We start from the raw sequence: 21774 nt of genomic DNA on the forward strand, positions 1-21774 counted from the left end.
CTTGCTGTCCGTTCGTCCTGGATTATTTGCGGCCGTCAAAGGCCTCTCTACCGTTCGGATGGCCGGAAAGGTCTGCAGCGGGGGGCAAGATAAGCTACGGCCTTTATGGCCAATCCCCACCAGGCCCGCCCGCCGCCCGGCGCCGGAGCTGTGCGGCTCCGCGCCGGGCTATCCTCGCGCCAATAAGACCCAGCGCAAGGATGCGCCCACAGAAATAATCCCCACCCCCTTCACCTCGTGCATACTCCCCCCATCTCTTCCGCACGGGGCGGCCTGCAGCGACCAGTGGCGGAAGGACGGCCGGGCAGGGGGAGGTCGCTCTTTCCCTGGGCTCGCGGGTGGTCCGCTCAGGTCCGGCGAGGATGGAACACTTCCATCCCCCTGTCCGGAATGGAGTCGTCGCGCCCCGTTCTAAAATCCCGGCGCCCCGAGGCGATGTCGTCTCACTAATTAAATAATCAGAGGCGCCACCTCCTCGGGGCTCCGCTCCTCTCTCAACCGACGGCGAAACCCGGCGGGTGCCCTTGCACGTCCCGCCGAAGCAGCCCACATCTGTGGACGACCACGCCGCCCCCGTGGCGTCGCCTGATCGTGTTCCCGCTCCCGCGCTATCCCCTCACGCCTTCGGGAACCAAGGGCCCTTAACACCGCTTCCTTTTTGCCTACATAATGGGTCCACCATGCTGTTTCGTACCCCTAGCGACAGACTTCCGGAAATGATGACGGCCCAGCGCTTTGACCCGATCAGGCAGGCTGCGGCGACCCGCCTCGCAGGCGAGCCGCTCCGCGGCGGACCGGCCGAACATGACGGCGACGGTGGTGGAAGCAAGGGCGGCACCGAAAGCGGAACGGTCACCAAGACCCGTCCCAAGACCAAGCGCCCGAACCTCTATCGGGTGCTGCTCCTCAATGACGACTACACGCCGATGGAGTTCGTCATTCTCATCCTGCAGGACGTCTTCAACAAATCCCGTGAGGACGCCGTCAGGATTATGCTGCACGTTCACCAGAAGGGGGTCGGTGAGTGCGGCGTCTATCCATACGAAGTGGCCGAGACCAAGGTCACCCGCGTCATGGACACTGCACGCAAGAACCAGCACCCGCTGCAATGCGTGATGGAAAAGCAATAGGATCGTCCCATGCCCTCATTTTCCCGCGGCCTCGAGAAAGCTCTGCACCAGGCCATGAACCTGGCGCGGGAGCGCAACCACGAGTTCGCGACCCTTGAGCATCTGCTGCTGGCGCTGACCGACGACCGCGAGACGATCGCCGTACTCAATGGCTGCGATGTCGACATCGACGCGCTCAAGAGCGACCTCGAGGACTTCATCAACGAAGAGCTCGACAGCCTCATCGTGCCCAACGGGCAGGATGCGCGCCCCACCGCCGCCTTCCAGCGCGTTATCCAGCGCGCCGTCATCCACGTGCAGTCTTCGGGCCGCGAAGAGGTTACCGGCGCCAATGTGCTGGTGGCCATCTTCGCCGAGCGCGAGAGCCACGCTGCCTACTTCCTCGAACAGCAGGACATGAGCCGGCTGGACGCCGTCAACTTCATTTCCCACGGGATCACCAAGTCGGGCCCGAGCGAGGAGCGCAAGGTGCGTGGCAGCGAGGACGGCGAAGGCGGTCATGCCGAAAACGGGGAGGCCAAGAAGAGCTCGGCTCTTGCCGATTTCTGCGTCAACCTCAACGACAAGGCGCGCCAGGGCAAGATCGACCCGCTGATCGGCCGCGACCCCGAACTGCGCCGCACCATCCAGGTGCTGTGCCGCCGCTCCAAGAACAACCCGATCTATGTGGGTGATGCTGGCGTCGGCAAGACCGCGATCGCCGAGGGTCTTGCGCGCAAGATCGTCGAGGGCGAGGTGCCAGAAGTCCTGCGCGACGCCGTCATCTATGCGCTCGACATGGGCGCGCTGCTGGCCGGCACGCGCTATCGTGGCGACTTCGAGGAGCGCCTCAAGGCGGTCATGAAGGAACTCGAGAAGATGCCCAACGCGGTGCTCTTCATCGACGAGATCCACACCATGATCGGCGCCGGCGCCACCTCGGGCGGCGCGCTCGATGCGTCGAACCTGCTGAAGCCGGCTCTGGCTTCCGGCGCGATCCGCTGCATCGGCTCGACCACCTACAAGGAATACCGCCAGTTCTTCGAGAAGGACCGGGCCCTGGTCCGCCGCTTCCAGAAGATCGACGTCAACGAGCCGACCGTCCCGGATGCCATCGAGATCGTGAAGGGCCTGCGCCCGTACTTCGAGGAGTTCCACAAGCTCAAATACACCGACGAGGCGCTGACCGCGGCCGTGGAACTGAGCGCGCGCTACATCTCGGATCGCAAGCTCCCCGACAAGGCGATCGACGTGATCGACGAAACCGGCGCTTCGCAGATGCTGGTCCCCGAGGATCAGCGCAAGACGATCATCGACGTCGAGGACATCGAGACGACCATCGCCTCGATCGCCCGCATCCCGCCGAAGTCGGTGTCGAAGTCCGACGCCGAACTGCTGTCGAGCCTCGAGCAGAGCCTTAAGACCGTGGTGTTCGGCCAGGATCAGGCGATCACCGCCCTGTCCTCGGCGATCAAGCTGGCCCGTGCCGGCCTGCGCGAACCGGAAAAGCCCATCGGCTCCTATCTGTTCACCGGCCCGACCGGCGTCGGCAAGACAGAGGTGGCCAAGCAGCTCGCCGATACGCTCGGCGTGGAACTGCTGCGGTTCGACATGTCCGAATACATGGAGCGCCACACAGTCTCGCGGCTGATCGGTGCCCCTCCGGGCTATGTCGGCTTCGACCAGGGCGGCCTGTTGACCGACGGTGTCGACCAGCATCCGCATTGCGTGGTGCTGCTGGACGAGATCGAGAAGGCCCATCCGGACCTCTACAACATCCTGTTGCAGGTCATGGATCACGGCAAGCTCACGGACCACAACGGCAAGTCGGTCGACTTCCGCAACGTGATCCTGATCATGACGTCCAATGTCGGCGCGGCTGAACTCGCCCGTTCGCCCATCGGCTTCGGCCGCAAGCGCGAGCAGGGGGACGACGAAGAGGCAATCAACCGCACCTTCTCGCCCGAGTTCCGCAACCGTCTCGATGCCATCATCTCCTTCGCGCCGCTGCCGCGCGAGGTCGTGGCTAGGGTTGTCGAGAAGTTCGTGCTGCAGCTCGAGGGCCAGCTGGCCGAACGCGGCGTCACGATCAATCTCACGCCGGAGGCTGCCGATTGGCTGGTCGAGCACGGCTATGACGAACGCATGGGTGCGCGACCGCTGGGCCGTGTGATCCAGGAGCACGTCAAGAAGCCGCTGGCCGATCAGGTGCTGTTCGGCGAACTGGTCAATGGCGGCACGGTCACCGTGGCCGTTGTGGGCGAGGGTGCCGATGCCAAGCTCGAGCTGATCGCGGTGCCGCCGCGTCCGGCCAAGCCCAAGGCGCTGCCCAAGCCCAAAAAGCCCAAGGCAACCGCCGACAAGAACTGAACCAAAAAAAGACCGGGAGTGATCCCGGCCTTTTTCTTTATCCGCGCGGTCCGTGGCGTGCATACAATTGGACCTTACGGGATGACCTGGGCTGGAGGACGGACGAGGAAGGCAATCGTGAACCCGGCATAGAGCAGTGCCGGAACGGTCAGGCTCCAGATCGACCATTGCCCATAGGCAACCGCTCCCACCAGCGCGCCGCCCATCAGCGAGGCCCAGACCAGCAGATGCTGCAGCCACCGCCACGGCGGCGCCACGCCTTGCAGGGCACGCGCCAGGTCCTGACCGGCGGTGAACAGCGTTCCGGTGACGAAAGTGGTGCCGAGCCGCACCGAACCGGTCGAGGCCAGGATGGCATTCTGCGCGCCGGCTCCACCCGCGAGGATAGCCATCCCCATTTGCGGCGGCGCCCCGAGTGCCACCACCCCCAGTGCCCCCAGGAAACTCGCCAGCACCATGGCCGTCACCGCTGCCGCACCCCAGCGCGACCCGGCTCGCAGCGCCACCATCGACCCGGTGAAGCTGCCGGCAAAGAACAGCACCACCAGACCCGCAGTCAGCATCACCGTCGGCCACACACCGGTGGCCAGCGCATCGCCCAACTGCGTGGTGTTGCCGCTCATGAACGACACGTAGTGCCCGCCCAGCACGATGAAGCCGATGGCATCGGCGAATCCCGCCGCAGCTGTAAGCAGCAGGCCAACACTGAGGCGAGGAGCGGGGGTCATGATGTCCGACAATCGGGCGAGTCGCGCCGGAGCGGCAAGGCTCATTCAAGAAAGCCATCACCCACAATCATTAACGAGGCGAAAGCTTCCCTAACGATATGCTAACCATTCGGGGCAAACAGCGGGCAGTATAGCGGGGAATCGGTGGACCAGAACGAAGGGCGAACGTAAAAGAACAATACGGAAACACAGGAGCAGACAACATGTTGGCATTCATCAAAGACTTCGCCGCCTTCGTCACTCTCGTCACCTTCACCGTCGCCTCTATCGGCTGGATGGACGTGCTCGCAGCATTGTCAGCCTGATCGGCTGTGGGAACACGGAGCCACAGTTTGAGGAGCCGGGCAGGGGAGTGGTAGAGAGTCGCTCATGACCACCGGCCCCGGCTTCATCCACCTCCACGTCCACTCCGCCTTCTCTCTTCTGGAAGGCGCCCTGCAGCTCGAAACCATCCTCAAGCTGGCGCAGGAGGACAATCAGCCGGCGCTCGGCATCGCCGACACCGGCAATCTGTTCGGGGCGCTGGAATTCTCCGAGAAAGCGGCCAAGAAGGGCATTCAGCCGCTGATCGGCGTCGAGTTGCCGATCGACTTCGCCGCCGCCGAGGAACGCGTCAGCGAACGCGGCCACATCGCCTGGGCCGGCAAGTCCAGCGTCGTCCTCATGGCTCAGACCGCCACCGGCTTCGCCAATCTGTCGCGCCTCGTCTCCCGCGCCTATCTCGAAGGCGAGAACGGCTTCGCCCGTGCCAACCTGGACTGGCTGACCCGCGACTCGCTCGCCGACATCGTCTGCCTCAGCGGTGGTCCCGAAGGGGCCATCGACATGCCGCTGGCCCAGGGGCAGGACGCCAACGCCATCCGCCGGCTCGACCGCCTCGCCGATCTTTTCGGCGACCGCTTCTACATCGAGATCCAGCGCCATGGTCGCCCGATGGAAGCGTCGGTCGAACCGCGCCTGATCGATTATGCCTACCGGAAGGGCATCCCGCTGGTCGCCACCAACGAGCCCTACTTCAAGTCGCCCAAGCAGTACGAGGCCCACGACGCCCTGCTCGCCATCGCCGGCAGCAGCGTCGTCGCCCAGACCGAGCGCCGCAAGCTCAACGACCAGTACTACTTCAAGACCCGCGCCGAGATGATCGAACTGTTCGCTGACCTCCCCGAGGCGCTGGACAACACGATCGAGATCGCCCGCCGCATGTCCTTCCGGCCGCGCACCCGCGGCCCCATCCTGCCCAAATTCGCCGCCGGTTCCCACGACACCGAGGACGAAGTCGTCGCCGCGGAAGCCGCAGCCCTGCGCCGGATGGCGGAGGAGGGGCTCGACAAGCGCCTTGCCACCGTCGGCATCGCCCCGGGCAAGACCGAGCAGGAATATCGCGATCGCCTCGCCTTCGAACTCGACATCATCCAGAAGATGAAGTTCCCGGGCTACTTCCTGATCGTGGCTGACTTCATCCAGTGGGCCAAGGGACACGGCATCCCCGTCGGCCCGGGCCGCGGCTCCGGTGCCGGCTCGCTGGTGGCCTACGCCACCACCATCACCGACCTCGATCCGCTCCGCTACAACCTGCTGTTCGAGCGCTTCCTCAATCCGGAACGCGTGTCGATGCCGGACTTCGACATCGACTTCTGCCAGGACCGCCGCGAGGAGGTCATCAACTACGTCCAGCAGAAATACGGCTCCCAGCAGGTCGCCCAGATCATCACCTTCGGAACGCTCCAGGCCCGCGCCGTGCTGCGCGACGTCGGCCGCGTGCTGCAAATGCCCTACGGTCAGGTCGACCGCATCTGCAAGATGGTCCCCGCCAATCCTGCCGACCCCTGGACCATTGAGCGCACCCTCAACGAGGTGCCGCAGTTCCGCATGATGGCGGAAGACGACGAAACCGTCGGCCAGTTGGTGGAGATCGCCAAGGCATTGGAAGGTCTCTTCCGCCACGCCTCCACCCACGCCGCCGGCATCGTCATCGGCGACCGCCCGCTGGAAGAACTGATCCCGCTCTACCGCGATCCGCGCTCCGACATGCCGGTGACGCAGTACAACCTGAAGTGGGTCGAGCCGGCGGGCCTGGTGAAGTTCGACTTCCTCGGGCTCAAGACTCTCACCACCATCCGCTATGCCGTCGACATGGTGAACGCCAATCGCGAAGGGCCGCTGCTCGACATCGACGCCATCCCGATCGACGACGCCGACACCTACAAGCTTTACGCCCAGGGCGACACCTACGGCATCTTCCAGTTTGAATCGGCGGGCATGCGCCGGGCGCTGATGGATCTCAAGCCCGACCGTATCGAAGACCTCATCGCCATGAACGCGCTCTATCGGCCCGGCCCGATGGACAACATCCCGAGCTTCGTCAACCGCAAGCACGGTACCGAGGAGGTCAGCTACCCCCATCCGGCGCTGTCGACCGTGCTCGACGAGACCTATGGCATCATCGTCTACCAGGAGCAGGTGATGCAGATCGCCCAGCTCCTGTCCGGCTACTCGCTCGGCGAAGCCGACATGCTGCGCCGCGCCATGGGCAAGAAGATCAAGGCGGAGATGGACAACCAGCGCATCCGCTTCCGCGAGGGTGCGCTGCGCAACGACGTCTCGGAGACGCTGGCCGACGAGATCTTCGACCTGCTGGCCAAATTCGCCAACTACGGCTTCAACAAGAGCCACGCCGCCGCCTATGCCTGGGTGTCCTACCAGACGGCCTATCTCAAGCGGCACCACCCGCACGAATTCTACGCCGCCTCGATGACCCTCGACATGGCGCAGACCGACAAGCTCTCCGACTTCCGCCGCGAGGCTGCCAAGAAGGGCATCGAGGTCGTCGCTCCCTGCGTCAACAAGTCGGGCGTGGTGTTCACCGTCCGCGACGAGAAGATCTACTACGGCCTCTCCGCGGTGAAAGGCGTCGGTCGTGCCATGGCCGAGCACATCGTGGAGGTGCGCGGCGATCAGCCGTTCAAGGATCTCGGCGACTTCGCCCGCCGCGTCGATCCGCGCGTCCTCAACAAGCGCACCATGGAGACGCTGGTCAACGCTGGTGCCTTCGACTCGCTGGCGCCACGGCGCGAGGTAGCCTTCGCCGCCATCGACGCCGTGATCAGCATGGCCCAGGCGCTCACCACCGAGCGCAATGAAGGCCAGTGGAACATGTTCGACACCGGCGAACCGGAGCCGCTGCGCTTGCCGGCCGGTGTCCCGGCGTGGACCTCGACCGAAAAGGCCGACCGCGAACTCGCGGCCATTGGCTTCCACCTCTCCGCCCATCCGCTCGACGCCTATGCCGACCTGTTCGACAAGCTGCGCGTCCAGCGTTGGGCCGATTTCGAGCGGGCCGTGCGCGACGGCGCCTCCGCGGGCCGTCTTGCCGGCACCATCGCCTCGCGCAACGACCGCCGCACCCGCAAGGGCACGCCGATGATGATCCTCACCCTGTCGGATCAGTCCGGCACCTTCGAGGTGGTGGCCTTCAGCGAACAGATCGAGCAGTTCGGCTCCGTCCTGCAGCCGGGCAAGTCGGTCATCCTGCAGGTTGGCGCCGACGAACGCCCCGACGGCATCAGCCTCCGGCTCTACTCCGCCCAGCCGATCGACGGCGCCGCCGAAAAGGTGGACCGCCGCCTCACCATCTTCGCGGGCGACACCCGCCCGCTGCCTTCCATCAGTGCCCAGCTCAAGCGGGGCGGGGAAGGCGTCGTCAACATCATCGTCATCCGCGACAACGGCGCCCGCGAATACGAGGTCGAACTCCCCGGCACCTACCGCCTCACGGCCGAAATCGCCGGCGGCATCAAGGCGCTGGAAGGCGTGACGGATGTGCGGCTGAACTAACTCTCGTGATCGAAAGGGAGAACTGCAGACCCACTGGGCGCAGATCTTTCATAGACCTCATGGTGAGCTTGTCGAACCACGAGGTCGCGGCCACGGAACAATCGCGCAAAACAACGCGGGAGAGGCGAGCCCGTAGCCCATCCTCCCCCGCTCAGGGGCTTTCACCCTTGTCCCCGTGTCTCGGCACGGGTCTATGATAGGCCAACAGGCCAGCACCGTTTTGGTTCCCGTCACGGCGCCGTTACGGTTCAGGGCTCATCCAAGGATTGCCGCCCCAAAGCAAAGCCTGTCCCGGAGCACAGAATGGCCAATATTGTTGAGGCAAGTTCATCCGCCGATTTCGACAGCGCCCGTCGACTGATGCGGGCCCTTGTCGAATGGGGACGGGAGTTGAGCGCGGAGGACCGTCACCTGATCGACCGCTACTTCGATCCGGCCGCCTTCGATGCCGAACTTGCCGGCCTTCCCGGACGATATGCACCTCCCACCGGTCGCCTGCTGCTGGCCAAGGAAGGCGACAGGGCCGTCGGGTGCGTCGCGATGCGGCCGCTGGAGCCGGGGGTCTGCGAGATGAAGCGCATGTTCATCGAGCCCGAGTGCCACGGCCGAGGAATTGGCAAGGCTCTGGCCACACGGCTGATCAAGGAGGCGCGGGCGAGCGGGTACGACGTCATGCGGCTCGACACCAGCCGCCATCAGGCGCCGGCGATCTCGCTCTATGAGAAGTTCGGATTTCTGCGCCGCTCCGCCTATTATGATGCCCCGGAAGGGTCCGAGGGGTTCCTGCTGTTCTTCGAGAAGGATCTCCACGCGCCACCGTGAGCCGCCGACCCCTGCCGGTCTCTTGCTTTTGGCCCGGTCATCCCCTATATCGCCCACGCGTCCGGCTGCGGTCGGCGCAATTCACACACGAAGCCGGCGCCCGCGAGGGCATCCATCCGGTGGCGGGAAACCGCCGCACTGCTTCGTGGAGGTCTCAACCGGTAAAGCAAGGAGCAGCCATCATGGCTCTGCCCGATTTCTCCATGCGTCAGCTTCTCGAAGCCGGCGTCCACTTCGGCCACCAGAAGCACCGCTGGAACCCGAAGATGGAACGCTACATCTTCGGCGTGCGCAACGACATTCACATTCTCGACCTGTCGCAGACGGTGCCGGCCCTGAGCCGCGCCCTCCAGCTCGTGTCCGACACCGTGGCCGATGGCGGCCGCGTGCTGTTCGTCGGCACCAAGCGCCAGGCCGCTCCGCTGGTGGCCGATGCTGCCAAGCAGTGCGCCCAGTACTACGTCAACTCCCGCTGGCTCGGCGGTACGCTGACCAACTGGCAGACCATTTCCAACTCGATCGCCCGCCTGCGCGAGCTCGAGTCGATGAGCGACGACGAGCGTAGCCTCCGCACCAAGAAGGAGCGCCTGATGATGTCCCGCGAGCAGGAGCGTCTCGAGCGCGACCTCGGCGGCATCAAGGACATGGGCAACGTGCCGTCGCTGCTGTTCGTGATCGACACCAACAAGGAAGCGAACGCGATCAAGGAGGCCCGTCGTCTGGGCATTCCGGTCGTCGCCATTGTGGACACCAACTCCGATCCGGACGTCGTTGATTACGCGATCCCGGGCAACGACGACGCGTCCCGCGCCCTCGAGCTCTATGTCTCGCTGGTGTCTCGCGCCGCTCTCGATGGCATCAGCCGCTCCTCGAGCGCTCTCGGTCAGGATCTCGGCGCCGCTGCCGAAGCTCCGGCCGAAGACCTGCCGGCCGACGAAACCGTCAACTAAGTCCGGTAACGGACTTCCGCATCGAATCGAATCCAGGCGGTCCCCACTGCGGGGCCGCGGAAAGGTGAACCCATGGAAATCACTGCTGCAATGGTCAAGCAGCTCCGCGACTCGACCGGCGTCGGGATGATGGACTGCAAGAAGGCCCTGGCCGAAACCAATGGCGACATGGATGCTGCGGTCGATTGGCTGCGCACCCGTGGCCTTGCCAAGGCTGCCAAGAAGGCCGACCGCGTTGCCGCTGAAGGCCTGATCGGCGTTGCCACCGCTGGCAACAAGGCCGCCGTCGTCGAGGTCAACTCCGAGACCGACTTCGTGGCCCGCAACGAGCAGTTCCAGAATATCGTCGGTAGCGTGGCCAAGCTCGCCCTGGACGCCGATGGCGACGTGGTGAAGCTCGGTGAGATGCCGTTCCCCGGTTCCGGCCACTCGGTCTCCGCTGAGCTGACCGAAGCTATCGCCAAGATCGGCGAGAACATGAACCTGCGCCGCACGGCCCTGGTCGAAGTCACCGACGGCGTCGTCGAGAGCTACGTCCACAATGCCGTCAAGCCGGGTCTCGGCAAGATCGGCATCCTGGTCGCCCTCGAGTCGACCGGTGACAAGGCCCAGCTTTCGGCCCTCGGCAAGCAGCTCGCCATGCACATCGCGGCCACCAACCCGCTGGCGATCACGCCCGAGGAACTGGATCAGGACGTGGTTGCCCGCGAGCGCTCCATCATTCTCGAGCAGGTGAAGGAATCCGGCAAGCCGGCCGAAATCGCCGAGAAGATGGTCGAAGGCCGCATCCGCAAGTACTACGAGGAAGTCACGCTCCTGGCGCAGACCTTTGTCATCGACGGCGAGACCAAGGTCGGCGACGCCCTCAAGAAGGCCGAGAAGGATGTCGGCGCCCCGGTGAAGCTGGCGAAGTTCGTCCGCTATGCTCTGGGCGAGGGTATCGAGAAGGCCGAGAGCGACTTCGCTGCTGAAGTCGCCGCCACTGCCGGCGTCAAGGCGTAAGTCCAAGGGCGGGCCGAAAGGTCCGCCCTTTCCTTTTGGGCGGGCCTTGATTTAGCCGGGATCGCCGCTAAAACCCCTCCTAACCAACCGACCGGCTTGGCACTTCCCCCGGGAAGCCGCTCGCCTAATGTCGTCCTGGCGCCGGTGCGGTCGGCGTTCAGCCTGAAGTATCCAGAGTCGAAGAGGTCCGCCGATGGCGCCTGCCTACAAACGCATCCTGCTCAAGGTTTCGGGGGAGGCGCTGGCGGGTGATAATTCCTTCGGCATTGAGCCGCCATTTCTGCAGGCTGTCGCCAAGCAGATCGCCGATGTCGCCAAGACCGGCGTCGAGATCGCCATCGTCGTGGGCGGCGGCAACATCTTCCGCGGCATGGCGGGCGCCGCCGATGGCACCGATCGCGTTACTGCCGACACCATGGGCATGCTCGGCACCATGATCAACGCGCTGGCCCTCAGCAACGCCATTTCCCGCCAGGGCGTGAAATCCAAGCCTTATAGCGCCGTTCCCATGCCGTCCGTGGCCGACGCCTTCACAGCCCGGGAGGCCAAGGCCTCGCTTGAAGAGGGCTATGTCGTGGTGCTCGGTGGCGGCACCGGCAATCCGTTCTTCACTACGGATACGGCGTCGACCCTGCGCGCCATCGAACTCGAATGCGACGTGGTGCTCAAGGGCACCAAGGTGGATGGTGTCTATTCTGCCGATCCCATGAAGGATCCCGCCGCGACCCGCTATGATCACGTCACCTATGACGAAGTCATCGGCCAGGACCTCCGGGTCATGGATACTGCGGCTTTTGCGCTTGCCCGCGACAACGGCATGCCGATAATCGTTTACGCACTTAACGATGCGGCTGGACTTGCCGGTGTACTCTCCGGCACGGCCCGCTCAACCCGAGTAAGCAAGAGCAAGCCGCTCTGACCCAGAAGGACCAGAAAATGGCCACCTATGACCTCGCCGATCTCAAGAACCGCATGCAGAAGTCCATCGCCTCGCTACGCGACGAACTGGCGGGCCTTCGGACCGGGCGCGCCAGCGCCAGCCTGCTGGAGCCGGTGACCGTGGAGGCCTATGGCTCGCGCATGCCGCTCAACCAGGTCGCGACTGTCACCGTGCCGGAGCCCCGCATGCTGAGTGTGCAGGTGTGGGATCGCTCCATGGCCAACGCTGTCGAAAAGGCCATCCGTGATAGCGGCCTCGGTCTCAACCCGATGGGCGAGGGCCAGGTCATTCGTGTTCCGCTACCGGAGCTGAACGAGCAGCGCCGCAAGGAACTGGTGAAGGTCGCCCACAACTATGCCGAGCAGGCCCGCGTTGCCGTGCGCCACATCCGCCGTGACGGCATGGATGCGCTGAAGAAGGCGGAAAAGGACGGTGATCTGAGCCAGGACGACGCCAAGAAGCAGAGCGAGCTGGTGCAGAAGGCAACCGACGAAGCCGTGGCCGAGATCGACAAGGTCGTCGCCGGCAAGGAACAGGAGATCATGCAGGTCTGATCCACCTGCATGGCGCGCCGGGGAGCGCAGCGCATGTCCATCGACACCGCCATCTCGACGTCGGTCGCGCAGCCTGCCCGGTTGCGCGTGCCGGTGCATCTCGGCGTCATCATGGACGGCAACGGCCGCTGGGCTCAGGCGCGGGGCAAGCGACGCACCGAGGGCCATGTCGAGGGTGTGAAAGCGCTCCGCGGCCTGGTCGAGCACTGCATCACCTACGGCGTCGAGTATCTCACCGTGTTTAGCTTCTCCTCGGAGAACTGGACCCGGCCGCCGGAAGAAATCAGCTTTATCTTCGCCCTGTTGCGGCGATTTATTGCATCGGACCTTCAGCGCCTGATCCGTAACAATGTCTGTGTTCGGATCATCGGCAGCCGCGAGGGCCTCGAGCCTTCGCTCGTCCGCCTGATCGAGGATGTCGAAGCCAAGACCGCCGGCAACACCGGCCTCGTCCTCTTGGTCGCCTTCAACTATGGCGGCAAGGCAGAGATTGCCGAGGCGGCCCGACGCCTCGCCCGCAAGGTCGCGGCTGGCGAACTTGCGCCCCATGACATCACCGAAGCTCGGCTGGCAGCCGAGCTTTACACTGTCGGTGTCCCGGATCCCGACGTGATCATCCGCACCAGCGGCGAGCAGCGCATTTCCAATTTCCTGCTCTGGCAGGCGGCCTATTCCGAATTGATCTTCGTCGACGAGCACTGGCCGGATTTCGACGAGCAGAGCTTCCGCCGCGTGCTCGAGACCTACGCTCTGCGAGACCGCCGCTTCGGCGGCATCAAGGCTGTCGCGCCTTGAACCCATCCGTTGAGCCGCCCAAGCGCAATCTGTGGTCCGACCTGGGGCCGCGACTCGCTTCCGCCGCCGTCCTGATCGCGTTGACCGCCACCGCCCTGATCATCGGCAACTACATGTTCGCCGCCGTGGTGGGCGCCGTATTCGCCGGTGCTTATCGTGAATGGGAGACCATGGTCTCCCGCGCCCCCATGACGGTGCCGGCCTGGATTTTGGTGGCGCTGGTCGCGCTTTCCGGCCTGATCTATCCTGCAACCGGTCCGCTCGGCAGCATCGTGCTGATCGCCGCCGCCTGCGCTGTCGCCTTGGTCAGCGGCGGGGAGGGCGCCTGGTGGCGGGTTCTCGGCCTCGTCATCTTCGGCGCCATCATCATCGCAGCGCTGGCCATGCGCGGCACCACCACCGAGGGCATCTGGGCCGGTGTCTATCTCGGCACTGTCGTGTGGATGACCGACTCCGCCGCCTTCTTCACCGGCCGTCAGATCGGCGGCGAGAAACTCGCGCCCGACATCTCGCCCTCCAAGACCTGGTCCGGCGCCCTCGGTGGCCTCGCCCTCGGCACCGGGGCGGGGCTGCTGGTGTGGACGTTCGTCACTGATTCTCCCTGGTGGATCGGCCTCGTTCTCTCCGCAGCCATCAGCATCCTCGGCCAGCTAGGCGATCTCGGCGAGAGCGCCGTGAAGCGCCACTTCCGCATCAAGGACAGCGGCGACATCATTCCCGGCCATGGCGGGCTCATGGATCGGCTCGATAGCCTTACATTCGGCATTTTGCTCGTCTTGTTGATCGGTGCGACTCGCGGCGGCATCGACTCCGTCGCCCCGGGCCTGCTCTACTGGTGAGCGTCGGCGCCCGCGTGGCCGCTGCCGAATCGGGGTGACATGTTCGATTTCCTCTTCTGGCTTCTGTCCTATGTGGTGCCGTTTCTTGCGGTCCTGACGGTCATCGTCTTCGTGCACGAGATGGGCCACTACCTCGTCGCCCGCTGGAATGGCGTCGCTATCGAAGCATTCTCCATCGGCTTCGGCCGCGAATTGGTCGGCTGGACCGACAAACAAGGCACCCGCTGGAAAATTTCGGCCATTCCCCTCGGCGGCTATGTCCGCTTCGTCGGCGACATGAATGCGGCGAGCGGCGGCGTCGACGAGGAACTCGTCGCCAAAGCCGATCCCGATCTGGCGCCGCGGCTTTTCGTGAACAAGTCCGTCTGGCAGCGCATCGCCATCGTGATCGCCGGCCCCGTGGCCAATGTCCTCCTCACCTTCCTCATCCTCTACGCCCTGCTGCTCGGCTATGGCCGCTACACCATCGCCCCGGTGATCGGGGAAGTGCTGCCCGGTTCCGTAGCGGAGTCGGCGGGCCTCGAAAGCGGCGACACCATCCTCGCCGTCGACGGCTACGAGGTCCGCGGCTTCGAGGATTTCCAGCGGCTCGTCGCCACCGCCCCCGAGCGTTCGGTCCACATCCTCCTCGAGCGCGACGGCAGGGAGCAGGCCCTGACCCTGACGCCGGAAGCCGCCGTGATCGAGGACCGCTTCGGCAACGAGCAGCGAGTCGGCCGCATCGGCGTCAGCCGCGACGTGTCCGAGAGCGACGTGAGCCTCTACCGTCCTGGCCCGGTTGAAGCGGTCGGAATGACCTTCGAGGAGATTCGCTTCATCATCCAGCGCACCGCCGAGTTTATCGGCGATTTCTTCGTTGGCCGTGGGGATGTGGAGCAGCTGGGCGGGCCCGTAAAAGTGGCGCGTGTGTCAGGAGAGGTGGCAACTCTGGGCGTCGTCGCGCTCATCAACCTCACGGCGCTGCTGTCGCTGAACATTGGGATATTCAACCTGCTGCCCGTTCCCATGCTCGACGGCGGCCATCTTCTGTACTATCTGGTGGAAGCGTTGCGGGGGCGACCGCTGAGCATGCGCGTACAGGAGATGGGCTTCCGCTTCGGCTTTGCCCTCGTCATGGCGCTGATGGTCTTCACGCTCTTCAACGACACCGTGTTCGACTACTTCGGAATCCTGCGTTAACGCCCTGTTAACCTTGGTTCGCAAGGTGTTGCACGATTACAAGGGCACCAAGCTTTCGCTAACCGCGTCCGGGCTTCCGCCTTGTCCGTGGTTAAAAAGGCGGTAAAACGGTGCCATGGAGTTCGCTTGGGGGAGCGTCTGCGTGCGATTCCTCCGGCTGGTCGCGAGAAGGCAATAACAATATGATCCATCTCACCAAGCTGATGCGCAGCGCGGTTCTCGCGCTTGCCCTTCTCGGCACGGCACCCCTGGTCGGCTCGGCCGTGCCAGTTTTGGGTGTTTCTGCTGTCGCTGCGCAGGAACAGCTCGTGGGTTCGGTGCTGTTCGAGGGCAACCGCCGTTTCCCCGATGCCGAACTGCTCACCATGGTGGATGTTTCCGCCTCCGGCATCTTCACCCAGCAGCGCCTCGCAGCTGACGTCGAAAGCATCCGTCAGGCCTATGTCCGCGAGGGCTTCTTGGGCGTGTCGGTCACTGCGCGTACCGAGGCGACTGCTGACGGGCGTGTCCGCGTGGTCTTCGAGATCAACGAAGGCAACCGCGCGGCCGTGAAGGCCATCAATTTCACCGGCAACAACAACATCGGCAGCGGCAACCTCAAGGGCGTGCTGCTCACCAAGGAAACCGGCATTCTGAGCTGGCTGTTCCGCGACGACAGCTATGACGAGCGCAAGCTCGCCGTCGATCGCGAGCGCGTGCGCCTCTACTATGCCGACCGCGGCTATCCCGATGCGCAGGTGACGTCCGTTGCCGAGTACGATGCGGCCACCAATTCGTACTACGTCAACTTCACCATCAACGAAGGCCAGTTCTACGACTTCGGCAATGTTGCCATCGAGACCAGCATTCCGGGTCTCAATACCGACGTGCTGCGCAGCACCGTTCAGACGGGGCAGGGCAGCCGCTACTCGGTGAGCGACCTGCAGTCGACCATCGAGGACATGGCCTACGAAGCCACCTCGCAGGGTTATTCCTTCGCTGATGTGCGTGCGCGTCTCGATCGCGACGTGGCCACCGGTGTCTTCAACGTCACCTACCTGGTGGACGAGGGTGCCCGCATCTATGTCGAGCGCATCAACATCACCGGCAACGTCAAGACCCGCGACTTCGTGATCCGGCGCGAGCTGGAGTTCGGTGAAGGCGACCCCTTCAACCGTTCGCTCGTGGTCCGTGGCCGCAACGCCATCCGGGCTCTCGACTTCTTCTCCGCCGTTGAAGTCACCACCGCGCCCGGCTCTTCGCCCGACAAGGTCGTGATCAACATCAACGTCACCGAGAAGTCGACGGGTGAGTACGGCGCGACCGCCGGTTACTCGACCACCGACGGTATCCTGGGTGAAGTGTCGCTCACCGAGCGTAACTTCCTCGGTCGTGGCCAGTATCTGCGCGCTGCCATCGGTGCCTCGCAGTCCGGTCGGACCTTCGACTTCTCCTTCACCGAGCCCCGCTTCATGGGCATGAAGGTGTCCGCTGGCGTCGATGTGTACCACCGCATCAATGACGAGACCTCGGCGAACTTCTACGGCTATGACGCCACCGGCGGCCAGCTTCGTGCCGGCATTCCGATTACGGAAAGCCTGGCGGCCACCGTGTTTGCCGGTCTCGAGCGCAAGGTTATCCGTGACGTCGACACGCCGTTCTCCGACCTTGTGGATGACGCGCAGGAGTACCGCAAGGCATTCGCCGGCTACACCCTGACCTGGAACGGCGTCGATGACGTTCGGTCGCCGACGGAAGGGCTCTACGCCACGTTCACCCAGCAGTATATCGGTTGGGATCACAACCTGCTGCGCACCGAAGCGCGCGCCCGCTACTTCATGCCTCTGCTCGAAGACAGCGGCATCGTGGCCAGCGTTCGCGGCCAGGCTGGCATCATCAACTCGCTCGATGGTGCTGGCGTCCACAGTGTCGAGGCGTTCACTCCCGGTGCCCAGCTCGTTCGCGGCTTCCAGCGCTTCGGGCCTCGCCTGACCACTGGCGAATATCTGGGTGCGACCGCCTATGCCGGCCTGTCCGCCGAGATCGAGTTCGCCCTGCCGGGCATTCCCGAGAACTACGGCCTCAGCGCCGCGATCTGGGCCGATGCCGGCTGGGTGGATGGCGTGAACGTGCCGCGTCTCGGTGGTCCGGGCAACGCCGTCGACACCGGCTCGACCGACCAGCCCTGGCGGTCCTCGGTGGGTGCGTCCCTGATCTGGGACTCCCCGTTCGGCCCGCTGCGTGGCGACTTCGCCCACGTGCTGAACCAGTCGACCGCCGACCAGACGCAGGTCTTCCAGCTGTCCCTGCAGACCTTGTTCTAGTCCGGTCAGCGTGAAACATTCAGTCGGGCCGCGGGGCGGTAGCGCCGCGGCCCGATCTGTTGAAGGGACGTCATGGTCGACACCCGATTCCACTCCTTTGCCGGACCGGCGGCTCTCGGCGATCTACTGACCGCAGTGGGACGCGACGACCTCCGCCAGGTCGTGGCCCAACCGGACCTCGTGATCGAAGGCGCCGGAGAACTCGATCTGGCCGGGCCCACCGAGTTGGCTCTGGCCGCGCACCAGGATTACGTCGAAGAGCTGCGTTCGACTTCCGCCGGCGTGGTGATCGTGCTACCGGCTCTCCGCGACCTCGTTCCGGTCGGTACGGTGGCCGTGAGCAGCGACAAGCCGCACGTGCTCTTCGCCGACCTGCTCGATCAGCTCTATCCGGACAACACCCGCAACATCATCAGCGCGGCACGAGAGGACCTCGGTCCCCCTGTTCTCGAGCGGGACGTCACGCTCGGCAGCAATGTTGTGGTGGGTGCCGCCGTCGAGATCGGTCGCGGCACCGTGATCGGCGCCAACACCGTCATCGGCCCCGGTGTCACCATCGGGCGCAATTGCATCATTGCCGCCAACTGCACCATCGAGTGCGCCCATCTTGGCAATGGCGTCACCGTCCACTCCGGCGTTCGCATCGGCAGCGAGGGCTTCGGCTGGCTCGACCACGGTCACTCCAACCGCAAAGTGCCACAGCTTGGCCGGGTGTTGATCCAGGATCGCGTCGAGATCGGTGCCAATACCACCATCGACCGTGGCGCCCTTGGCGATACCTGTATCGGTGAGGGCACCAAAATAGATAACCTCTGCCAGATCGGCCACAACTGCCGCCTTGGCCGCAATTGCCTGGTTGCTGCCATGACCGGTCTCTCCGGATCCACTATTGTGGGTGACGGCGTATTGCTGGGCGGCGGCGTCGGCACCTCTGGCCACCTGACTATTGGTGACGGCTCCGTGGTCTATGGCCGCGCGGCCGTTACCAAGGATTGGCCTGCCGGCTCCAAGCTTGCCGGTGCTCCGGCGCAGGATATAAGAGACTTCTGGCGCGAACTGGCCGTGCTGAGAAAACTGACCAAGGGAGAGAAGCGGGGATGACCGACGAGTCCCAAGCCACAACCGAACTGTCGGCCATGCCGCTGGCCGAGATTCTCGAGGCCCTCCCGCATCGCTATCCGTTCCTGATGATCGACAAGATCGTGCGCATCGACCGCGATGAAACCGCCGTCGGCATCAAGAACGTCACCTACAACGAGCCGATCTTCCAGGGACACTTCCCGGGCAACCCGATCTTTCCTGGTGTACTGATCATCGAAGGCATGGCTCAGACCGCCGGCGCGATCGTCATCAAGCACGACTCCAATGGTGGCCGGAAGAACATCGTGCTGATGCTCGGCGTCGACAAGGCGAAGTTCCGCAAGCCTGCGGGGCCGGGCGACACCATCGAATTCCATATTGCCAAGAGCCACCGTCGGCGCAATGTCGGCCGCTACGAGGCGAAGGCGATCGTCGACGGCACCGTCATTGCCGAGGCCGAAATCACGGCAATGATCGTTGGGGCTGATTCGTGAGCGGAGCGGTCATCCATCCGACCGCGATCGTCAGCCCCAAGGCGCGGATTGGCAACGACGTCAGTATTGGGCCTTACTGCATCGTCGGTGACGACGTTACCCTGCATGACAAGGTTCAACTGGTCTCGCACGTAACCGTCGCCGGCATTACCGAGATTGGCGCCGGCACCCGCATCTTTCCGTTCAGCTCTATCGGTCATCCGCCTCAGGACCTGAAATACCGCGGCGAGCCCTCGCAACTATTCATCGGCGAGCGCTGCACCATCCGCGAGTCGGTGACCATCAATCCCGGCACCGAAGGGGGTGGCATGGTCACCCGCATCGGCAATGATTGCCTGATCATGGCCTGTGCCCACGTGGCGCATGATTGCCAGGTCGGCAACAATGTCGTGCTCGCCAACTATGTCGGACTCGCCGGCCACTCGATCATCGGCGACTATGTCGCCTTCGGCGGCATTTGTGCCGTCCACCAGTTCGTCCGCATCGGCAAGCATGCCTTCATCGGCGCCCAGAGCATGATCGACGGTGACGTCATTCCCTACGGCGTGGCGGTCGGCAATCGTGCCCGTCTCGGCGGGCTCAACCTCGTCGGCCTCAAGCGCCGTGGTTTTGATCGCGAATCGATCCACACCCTTCGTGCCGCCTACCGCATGGTCTTCGCCACCGAAGGCACCCTGCGCGAGCGGGTCGAGGATGCTGCGCAGATGTTCGCCGACGCACCGCTGGTGCAGGACGTTGTGAACTTCATCTCGGCCTCGAGTGACCGGCCGTTGACGCTCCCCCGGAGCACGCAGGAAACCGAGTAAGTGTCGGAGCGGTTGGCGCTCATCGTGGGCGCGGGCGGATTGGTCCCGCCTTTGGTACGCGCAGCGGCCGCCCGCGGGCCGATCAAGGTCCTGAGCCTCAATCCGCGCCGGGATCTCGCCGAATACGAACCCGTTCCCTTCAGCCTGTCGCGCCCCGAAGAAGCGGTGGCGGTGATCCGTAGCTTCGGCGCGACCCACTTCGTAATGGCCGGCGGGGTTAGCCTGTCCGATATCGCCCGCGAGAGCCTCGCCGGATTTTTCAGCGGCACGTCCGTGGCCACCTCCATCGGCGACACCAGCCTGTCCGATCTCGTGGCCCGACTCGAGAACATGACTGGCGCTGCCCCGATGGGCGTCCATGAGATCGCGCCCGACCTGCTGGCGCCGGAGGGCCGCATCGGTGGTCCGGAGCTTGGCCCCGTGCAACTCGATTCTGCGCGCCACGCCCTGCGCCTTGCCCGTGACGTCGGGGCGCTGGACCTCGGCCAGGCCGTGGTGGTGGCCGGCCGCCGCACGGTAGCCGTCGAAGACATCGCCGGCACCGATTCCCTGATCCGTCGCGTGCGGTGGCTCCGCTTCCGCCGCCTTGTTGCAGACGGCAATTCGCCGCTGGTTCTTGCGAAGTGCCGGAAGCCGCAGCAGCCGATGTTCCTCGATCTACCCGCCATCGGTCCCCGCACGGTCGAAAACGCCGCCCGAGCCCGCATCGGCACCATTGCCGTTGAGGCTGGTGCCACCCTGGTCATCGAGCGCGACAAGGTCGCGGCCACGGCCGGTCGGCTCGGCATCAGTGTACTGGGCATGCGCCATGACTGATCCACTGCGTCTCTACGTCCTCGCCGGAGAACCTTCGGGCGACCGGATCGCCGCTGACCTCGTGCACCGCCTGCGCCAGCGCACCGAAGTCGAGATCAGCGGCGTCGGCGGCGACGCGCTGGCAGGTCAGGGGCTCCGCACCCAGTTCGACATGAACGAGCTTTCGGTCATGGGCTGGGCCGATGTTCTGCCGCGCTTGCCAAAGCTGCTCTGGCGCACCCGGCAGGTCGCCCAGGCCATCCTCCGCCAGCGCCCCGACGTGGTCGTGCTGGTCGACGCGCAGGTCTTCTCCGCCCTGGTCGCAAAACAGGTCCACGCCCGCAATCCGGAAATCCCGGTTCTGCTATGCGTGGCCCCCGCGGTCTGGGCCTGGAAGCCCGAACGGGCTGCGGCCCTCAAGCCCCACATCAGCGAGGTGCTGGCGGTCCTGCCCTTCGAGCCCGCCGTCATGCGCCAGCACGGTGGCCCTGAGACCCATTATATTGGCCACCCCGCCCTCGAACGACTGCCGTTCCGAGAGATGCTTCCCGAGCGCGGTCCATTGCTGCTGCTGCCAGGCAGCCGGGAAGGGGAGTTGCGCCGCCACTTGCCTTTGATGCGCGCGGTCGCCGAATCCATGGCGGCCCACCCAAGGGTCAGCGGCTTCCGCCTGCCCACCCCGCAGCGTCTTGCCTATCGCCTGCGTGACGAGGTCGGGGAGTGGAAGGTGCCCGTCGAGATCGTCACTGGCGAAGCCGACAAGGCGGCTGCCTTCGCCGAAGCCGTCGTCGCGGTCGCAGTCACCGGTACCGTGACCCTCGAGCTCGCCCTCGCCGGCGTGCCAATGGTCACCACCTATGTCGCCGACAAGGGCCAAGCTAAACGCTGGTTCAAGTACCAGGTTAAATACGCTTCGCTCCCCAATGCCATCCTTGATGCCCCGTTGGTACCGGAAGTGCTGCAAATAGTGCCCGATGCAGCCGCTCTGGGTAACGAAACGCAACGCCTCCTTGGCGATTCCGCTGCGCTTTCGGCTCAGCTCGACGGCTTCCGCCGCATCCGCACCCTGATGGAACAGGGCGCTCCCGGTGAACCCCGCGTCGACCCCGCGGACCGGATCCTCGCCCACCGTCGCTAACGAAAAGCCCCGCCGAAGCGGGGCTTTTTTTCTATC

18 protein-coding genes are annotated in these 21774 nt (G+C 64.7%); 17 read left to right on the forward strand and 1 reads right to left on the reverse strand.

Going from position 1 to position 21774, the window contains the following annotated elements; genetic code table 11:
- The first annotated feature begins 680 nt into the window (after positions 1 to 680).
- Both clpS and clpA read left to right on the forward strand, forming a co-directional pair.
- Positions 681 to 1130 (forward strand): ATP-dependent Clp protease adapter ClpS, encoded by a 450-nt coding sequence (gene clpS, locus ACFSX5_RS17270; protein ID WP_386835111.1) that lies wholly within the window; start codon positions 681 to 683, stop codon positions 1128 to 1130.
- Between the two features lie 9 nt (positions 1131 to 1139).
- Positions 1140 to 3479: an ATP-dependent Clp protease ATP-binding subunit ClpA gene (gene clpA / locus ACFSX5_RS17275; RefSeq protein WP_386835113.1), complete on the forward strand. Its 2340-nt coding sequence runs from the start codon at positions 1140 to 1142 to the stop codon at positions 3477 to 3479.
- A gap of 74 nt (positions 3480 to 3553) precedes the next feature.
- Here the strand turns inward: clpA and ACFSX5_RS17280 are convergent, their stop codons facing one another.
- On the reverse strand, positions 3554 to 4252 hold the full coding sequence (locus ACFSX5_RS17280; RefSeq protein WP_386835114.1) for a YoaK family protein: 699 nt from the start codon (positions 4250 to 4252) through the stop codon (positions 3554 to 3556).
- A 324-nt stretch (positions 4253 to 4576) separates the two neighbouring features.
- On the opposite strand from ACFSX5_RS17280, the gene dnaE reads away from it, so the two are divergent.
- The 15 genes from dnaE (at position 4577) to ACFSX5_RS17355 (ending at position 21738) form a co-directional block, all read left to right on the forward strand.
- Entirely contained in the window at positions 4577 to 8041 is a 3465-nt protein-coding gene (gene dnaE, locus ACFSX5_RS17285; RefSeq protein WP_386835115.1) for a DNA polymerase III subunit alpha, read from the forward strand.
- A 303-nt stretch (positions 8042 to 8344) separates the two neighbouring features.
- Positions 8345 to 8863 carry a GNAT family N-acetyltransferase gene (locus ACFSX5_RS17290; RefSeq protein ID WP_386835116.1) on the forward strand — a complete coding sequence of 173 codons (519 nt, stop codon included), beginning with the start codon at positions 8345 to 8347 and terminating at the stop codon, positions 8861 to 8863.
- A gap of 182 nt (positions 8864 to 9045) precedes the next feature.
- The gene (gene rpsB, locus ACFSX5_RS17295) at positions 9046 to 9813 is read left to right on the forward strand and encodes a 30S ribosomal protein S2 (protein WP_386835117.1); all 768 of its coding nucleotides are present in this window, start codon (positions 9046 to 9048) and stop codon (positions 9811 to 9813) included.
- Positions 9814 to 9885: 72 nt separating this feature from the next.
- On the forward strand, positions 9886 to 10815 hold the full coding sequence (gene tsf / locus ACFSX5_RS17300) for a translation elongation factor Ts (protein WP_386835118.1): 930 nt from the start codon (positions 9886 to 9888) through the stop codon (positions 10813 to 10815).
- Between the two features lie 193 nt (positions 10816 to 11008).
- Positions 11009 to 11734: a UMP kinase gene (gene pyrH, locus ACFSX5_RS17305; protein WP_386835119.1), complete on the forward strand. Its 726-nt coding sequence runs from the start codon at positions 11009 to 11011 to the stop codon at positions 11732 to 11734.
- A gap of 17 nt (positions 11735 to 11751) precedes the next feature.
- Positions 11752 to 12309, forward strand: coding sequence for a ribosome recycling factor (frr, locus tag ACFSX5_RS17310; protein WP_386835120.1), 558 nt, complete (start codon positions 11752 to 11754; stop codon positions 12307 to 12309).
- A 33-nt stretch (positions 12310 to 12342) separates the two neighbouring features.
- Positions 12343 to 13104: a polyprenyl diphosphate synthase gene (gene uppS / locus ACFSX5_RS17315; protein WP_386835121.1), complete on the forward strand. Its 762-nt coding sequence runs from the start codon at positions 12343 to 12345 to the stop codon at positions 13102 to 13104.
- Positions 13101 to 13943, forward strand: a complete 843-nt coding sequence (locus tag ACFSX5_RS17320; RefSeq protein ID WP_386835122.1) for a phosphatidate cytidylyltransferase — start codon at positions 13101 to 13103, stop codon at positions 13941 to 13943. The genes uppS and ACFSX5_RS17320 overlap by 4 nt, the downstream gene beginning before the upstream one ends.
- A 39-nt stretch (positions 13944 to 13982) precedes the next feature.
- A complete protein-coding gene (gene rseP / locus ACFSX5_RS17325) occupies positions 13983 to 15122 on the forward strand; it encodes an RIP metalloprotease RseP (RefSeq protein ID WP_386835123.1) in 1140 nt (379 codons plus the stop codon).
- A 182-nt stretch (positions 15123 to 15304) separates the two neighbouring features.
- Entirely contained in the window at positions 15305 to 17425 is a 2121-nt protein-coding gene (gene bamA, locus ACFSX5_RS17330) for an outer membrane protein assembly factor BamA (protein WP_386835124.1), read from the forward strand.
- Between the two features lie 72 nt (positions 17426 to 17497).
- Positions 17498 to 18526 carry a UDP-3-O-(3-hydroxymyristoyl)glucosamine N-acyltransferase gene (lpxD, locus tag ACFSX5_RS17335; RefSeq protein WP_386835125.1) on the forward strand — a complete coding sequence of 343 codons (1029 nt, stop codon included), beginning with the start codon at positions 17498 to 17500 and terminating at the stop codon, positions 18524 to 18526.
- Positions 18523 to 18999, forward strand: coding sequence for a 3-hydroxyacyl-ACP dehydratase FabZ (fabZ, locus tag ACFSX5_RS17340; protein ID WP_386835126.1), 477 nt, complete (start codon positions 18523 to 18525; stop codon positions 18997 to 18999). The genes lpxD and fabZ overlap by 4 nt, the downstream gene beginning before the upstream one ends.
- Positions 18996 to 19805, forward strand: a complete 810-nt coding sequence (lpxA, locus tag ACFSX5_RS17345) for an acyl-ACP--UDP-N-acetylglucosamine O-acyltransferase (protein ID WP_386835127.1) — start codon at positions 18996 to 18998, stop codon at positions 19803 to 19805. The genes fabZ and lpxA overlap by 4 nt, the downstream gene beginning before the upstream one ends.
- A complete protein-coding gene (lpxI, locus tag ACFSX5_RS17350) occupies positions 19806 to 20621 on the forward strand; it encodes a UDP-2,3-diacylglucosamine diphosphatase LpxI domain-containing protein (protein ID WP_386835128.1) in 816 nt (271 codons plus the stop codon).
- On the forward strand, positions 20614 to 21738 hold the full coding sequence (locus ACFSX5_RS17355; RefSeq protein ID WP_386835129.1) for a lipid-A-disaccharide synthase: 1125 nt from the start codon (positions 20614 to 20616) through the stop codon (positions 21736 to 21738). The genes lpxI and ACFSX5_RS17355 overlap by 8 nt, the downstream gene beginning before the upstream one ends.
- Positions 21739 to 21774 lie beyond the last annotated feature (36 nt).

Origin of the sequence: Devosia albogilva (assembly GCF_042685625.1) — a bacterium.
Taxonomy (GTDB): Bacteria; Pseudomonadota; Alphaproteobacteria; order Rhizobiales; family Devosiaceae; genus Devosia; species Devosia albogilva.

Excerpts from the sequence above, each read along its gene's own strand:
- lpxD (WP_386835125.1), top strand. The coding sequence starts at position 17,498 with ATGGTCGACACCCGATTCCACTCCTTTGCCGGACCGGCGGCTCTCGGC.
- uppS (WP_386835121.1), top strand. The coding sequence starts at position 12,343 with ATGTCCATCGACACCGCCATCTCGACGTCGGTCGCGCAGCCTGCCCGG.
- frr (WP_386835120.1), top strand. The coding sequence starts at position 11,752 with ATGGCCACCTATGACCTCGCCGATCTCAAGAACCGCATGCAGAAGTCC.
- clpA (WP_386835113.1), top strand. The coding sequence starts at position 1,140 with ATGCCCTCATTTTCCCGCGGCCTCGAGAAAGCTCTGCACCAGGCCATG.
- clpS (WP_386835111.1), top strand. The coding sequence starts at position 681 with ATGCTGTTTCGTACCCCTAGCGACAGACTTCCGGAAATGATGACGGCC.
- pyrH (WP_386835119.1), top strand. The coding sequence starts at position 11,009 with ATGGCGCCTGCCTACAAACGCATCCTGCTCAAGGTTTCGGGGGAGGCG.
- ACFSX5_RS17280 (WP_386835114.1), bottom strand. The coding sequence starts at position 4,252 with ATGAGCCTTGCCGCTCCGGCGCGACTCGCCCGATTGTCGGACATCATG.
- rseP (WP_386835123.1), top strand. The coding sequence starts at position 13,983 with ATGTTCGATTTCCTCTTCTGGCTTCTGTCCTATGTGGTGCCGTTTCTT.
- dnaE (WP_386835115.1), top strand. The coding sequence starts at position 4,577 with ATGACCACCGGCCCCGGCTTCATCCACCTCCACGTCCACTCCGCCTTC.
- ACFSX5_RS17355 (WP_386835129.1), top strand. The coding sequence starts at position 20,614 with ATGACTGATCCACTGCGTCTCTACGTCCTCGCCGGAGAACCTTCGGGC.
- tsf (WP_386835118.1), top strand. The coding sequence starts at position 9,886 with ATGGAAATCACTGCTGCAATGGTCAAGCAGCTCCGCGACTCGACCGGC.
- rpsB (WP_386835117.1), top strand. The coding sequence starts at position 9,046 with ATGGCTCTGCCCGATTTCTCCATGCGTCAGCTTCTCGAAGCCGGCGTC.
- fabZ (WP_386835126.1), top strand. The coding sequence starts at position 18,523 with ATGACCGACGAGTCCCAAGCCACAACCGAACTGTCGGCCATGCCGCTG.
- bamA (WP_386835124.1), top strand. The coding sequence starts at position 15,305 with ATGATCCATCTCACCAAGCTGATGCGCAGCGCGGTTCTCGCGCTTGCC.
- ACFSX5_RS17290 (WP_386835116.1), top strand. The coding sequence starts at position 8,345 with ATGGCCAATATTGTTGAGGCAAGTTCATCCGCCGATTTCGACAGCGCC.